Annotated in this window: 3 protein-coding genes and 1 pseudogene; 3 read left to right on the forward strand and 1 reads right to left on the reverse strand. The window is 55.0% G+C overall.

Annotated elements, in window-relative coordinates; translation table 11 throughout:
- Positions 1-314 precede the first annotated feature (314 nt).
- Positions 315-803, forward strand: a complete 489-nt coding sequence (locus tag M0974_RS22010; RefSeq protein ID WP_297841686.1) for a MarR family transcriptional regulator — start codon at positions 315-317, stop codon at positions 801-803.
- A 76-nt stretch (positions 804-879) separates the two neighbouring features.
- On the opposite strand, the pseudogene M0974_RS22015 reads toward M0974_RS22010, so the two are convergent.
- Positions 880-1,089 (reverse strand): annotated as a pseudogene (locus M0974_RS22015) (OprD family outer membrane porin); the annotation flags it as partial.
- A 253-nt stretch (positions 1,090-1,342) separates the two neighbouring features.
- On the opposite strand from M0974_RS22015, the gene M0974_RS22020 reads away from it, so the two are divergent.
- Positions 1,343-2,524 carry an MFS transporter gene (locus M0974_RS22020; RefSeq protein ID WP_297841688.1) on the forward strand — a complete coding sequence of 394 codons (1,182 nt, stop codon included), beginning with the start codon at positions 1,343-1,345 and terminating at the stop codon, positions 2,522-2,524.
- Positions 2,525-2,668: 144 nt separating this feature from the next.
- Positions 2,669-3,901: carotenoid oxygenase family protein (locus M0974_RS22025; protein WP_297841691.1), on the forward strand; the 1,233-nt coding region annotated here is incomplete at its 3' end.

The raw sequence follows: 3,901 nt of genomic DNA on the forward strand, positions 1-3,901 counted from the left end.
CGATGCCGTCTTCGATTTCGACCTTGACGGTTTTCCAGCGACCTTCGTAATTGCTCATAGCGGTTGCTCTCTTGTTGTTCGCTTGAAGATAAGCAAAAACTAAACCGCAATTATTGTTATGTCAATTAACCATTAATAATATTAATCAAATTTATGCCTGCTTGGCCGGAGAGAAACCCTCGAGACTGCTTGGCTAACGAAGGGTGCCGAAATTCACATTCGGTACGTATTGAGCGTTACGGTAGCTATCGACCGACAACCTCGGCAAACTAGATAGCTTTCTTAACTTCATTCCTGCAAGGACTCCACTTTCAATGGCCAAGCCTTCCAACATTCCCGACGCGAGTGAGGTGTTGCCCGGCAGCACCGAGGTGCAGGCGCCGCTCGACACGGCACTGGACGACCTGATCGGTTATGCCATGCGCAGAGCCCAACTCAAGTTGTTCCAGAACCTGATCGGCAGACTCTCGAACCACGACCTGCGGCCTGCGCAATTCTCCGCCATGGCGATCATCGATCGACACCCCGGGCTGATGCAGGCCGACCTGGCCAAAGCACTGTCTATCGAACCGCCACAGGTGGTGCCCCTGCTGAACAAACTGGAAAGTCGTGCACTGGCCGTAAGGGTTCGCTGCAAACCCGACAAGCGTTCCTACGGCATATTTCTCAGCAAGACCGGCGAGACCTTGCTCAAGGAGTTGAAACTCATCGCAGCTCAGAGTGATATCGACTCCACCGCCGCGCTCGATAGCGCAGAGCGCGAGGAGTTGCTCAGGCTGTTGAGAAAGGTTTATCAGGCGTGAACTTCGCTCACCGAGTCGTCCCCGCGCACGGCCAATGAACGCAAGGCCGCCCCAAGGGTGATGGACGCGTGTGGCGTCAGAGTGACGCCACCTGATTGCCCTCCTCAGCGTCTACGGCATTACCAGATAGGTAGAGGATCAGAAAGCGGGTTCGGTTTTCATCCCGGAAAATCACGCCGGCAGGAAAATCATTGCGGTAAATCGATTTAAGCGCCATCAGGCCGACATTCTTCAGCGGCCCACTCTGGATCAAATAACCCAGCCCCATCTGGAACTCACGTTCCTTGAGGTCCCCTCTTGCCGTTTAGACGGCGCCGAGCGATCAATTATGTCGCTCCTCCTGCGTCGTGGCGCTCTCAGTCAACTCTGGCAGTTGCGCTCAAGCATCACGAACGCCCAGCAATTAAAGTCGAAGCACCGGGGGAAGCTACCCCAGCTCACAACTCCAACAATAGAGCCACGTCGATGAACCTGACCAAATCTCTGCCAGCATGCCTGACTCTCAGCTTCGCATCGAAAGATACCCGAGGTGATGCTTCATGAACGCGCTCGAGTCCATCGACAGCAAAAAATCATTGGCCGCTATCTGCATGATGATGGTCATTTCTCTAGGAACGTTACAGATCCAGCCTATCCTGGGCGGAGCTTTTATCGACCAACTCGGCTTGCCGCTTAACGCAATAGGCGCCATTTTCGCAGCAGAACTTATTGCGATGGCAGTCACTTGCGGCGTTTGCGCCATGTTGATGGCGAGCGTCGACCGGCGTCGCTTTGCCTTGCTTGCCTTGCTGACCCTGGTATTAGGCAATCTGGCCAGCACTCAACTCCACAGCCAGACTTCGTTAATCATTTCTAGAATGATCTGCGGCGCAAGCGGTGGCGCTGTCATGGCCGTTGTCTACGCCACAGCAGCCCTGCGCACTTCTAAAGATGCAACTTTCGCGGTCATCAATATCGGCAACCTCCTCTGGGGCATGCTGCTCGTGACCTCCATGCCTATGATCCTGAAATCATACGGCGTGAATGGTGCGTTTTATCTATTGGCTATAGCCAGCGCTCTCGCGGCGCTGGGTTGCTGGAGGGTGCCAAAACGGTACCCTGAAGCACATCGCTTGGCGACCGGCGCGGTCCAGCCATTTGGTCTCACGTCGATCCTGTTACTTATGCTTTTTGCGCTTCTGTTTTTTGGGCATTCCGCTCTGTGGGTTTACCAAGAGCGCATCGGCAAAAGCATTGGCCTGGAGCCGCAGCAGATTGGTGGAATTCTCAGGGGCAGCATCCTTGCCGGCGCCCTTGGGGCGGGTCTGGCCGGGCTAATCGGACGTCGCCTTGGTTTGCTGTTTCCGCAATTACTGAGCTTCGGCACAGCTTTGCTTGCGACCCTGGTCATGGTCTATGGCAATAGCCCCGTTGCTTTTGTCGCCACTGCCTGCCTGATCCATATGGTGTGGTTTTTCAGCCTACCTTACCTGCTTTCCATGGCGGCCGAGTTGGACCCTTCCGGCCGACTGGCCGGGCTGGGCAACGCCGCAATTTTTATCGGCCAAGGGCTAGGCCCATTTGGTGCAGCACTTGTCGTCGGTGAGGGACACTTCCGGGCAGTTGGATGGCTGGCTGCCTCAGCCTATTTGGTAGCCTTGGTTATCTCGTGTCTGGTCGTTGCGCGCTTTCGTCGAGGCATGAAGCCTTCGGGGCCAGAAATGTCCGCTCAGTCGGCCTGATACGCACTTAGAAAATGGTAACTGAGGACGCCACAGCATGATTGATCTGGTCGGGCGGTAGCGCCAAATCCAGGTCCCACAACTGGCGTTCAAGGATTCCCCACCCTAAAAATGAACGAAACTGTACATTAATGAGATTGCCTGATGACCATTACATTCCCTCAAACCCCTGAATTTTCCGGCGCTCTCTATACACCCAACCGCGTAGAAGCAGAGGTGTTCGACCTCGAGATTGAAGGCACCCTTCCCGCCTCGATCCGTGGGACTTTTTATCAGGTCGCGCCAGACCCGCAGTACCCACCTATGCTGGGCACCGATATCTTTTTCAACGGTGACGGAGTGGTCAGCGGCTTCTATTTTGCGGACGGCAAGGTATCGATGCGACGCCGCTACGTGAAGACTGATCGTTTGATGGCTCAGCGCCGCGAAGGTCGCTCGCTCAATGGTATCTATCGAAACGGCTACACCAATGACCCGCTCGCTGCGAAAAACAACACGACCGCTAATACAACCGTGATGCCGCACAACGGCGTCCTGCTTGCACTCAAAGAAGATGCCATGCCCTGGGCAATGGATCTCGAAACGCTGGAGACCCTCGGCGAATGGAATTTTGACGACCAGGTCAAATCGGCGACGTTTACAGCTCATCCCAAGCTCGACCCAGCTACAGGAAACCTCTCGGCATTCAGCTATGAAGCCAAAGGGGACGGCACGCCCGACCTGGCATATTTCGAAATCTCGCCGGACGGAAAACTGCTGCATGAGATCTGGTTCCAGGCGCCTTATGCGGCCATGGTTCATGATTTCGCGGTTACCGAACGGTACGTAGTGTTCCCGATTATTCCGTTGACAGTTGACGTCGAACGTATGAAAAACGGGGGGCCGCATTTTCAATGGCAACCCGATCTACCTCAGCTTTTCGCCGTGGTGCCACGGGATGGACGCGCGGAAGATGTTCGTTGGTTCAAGGGCCCCAAGGACGGGTTCCAAGGCCATACGCTCAATGCCTTCGATGACAATGGCAAGGTTTACGTAGATATGCCGGTCACCGGCGGGAACATCTTCTACTTCTTTCCACAAGCAGACGGTTATGTCCCACCGCCTGAAACTCTGGCTGCAAGCCTGATGCGCTGGACCTTCGACCTGACCAGTTCGCAGGACGAAATTCAACCGCAGCCGTTGACTGACTACCCCTGCGAGTTCCCGAGGTGTGATGACCGCTACATCGGTCGAAAGTACGAACACGGCTTCATACTCGCCTTTGATCCACAGCGCCCATACAACCCTGCGAATGGAGCGATGCCGTTTCAATTCTTCAACCTGCTGGCTCATGTGAACCTGAAAACAGGAACCACCGACGCCTGGTTTCCCGGTGAC

It is taken from the genome of Pseudomonas sp., assembly GCF_026224925.1.
Classification (GTDB): Bacteria; Pseudomonadota; Gammaproteobacteria; order Pseudomonadales; family Pseudomonadaceae; genus Aquipseudomonas.

What these genes read in the sequence shown, in the direction of transcription:
- M0974_RS22020 (WP_297841688.1), top strand. Translation starts at nt 1,343, where the DNA reads ATGAACGCGCTCGAGTCCATCGACAGCAAAAAATCATTGGCCGCTATC.
- M0974_RS22010 (WP_297841686.1), top strand. Translation starts at nt 315, where the DNA reads ATGGCCAAGCCTTCCAACATTCCCGACGCGAGTGAGGTGTTGCCCGGC.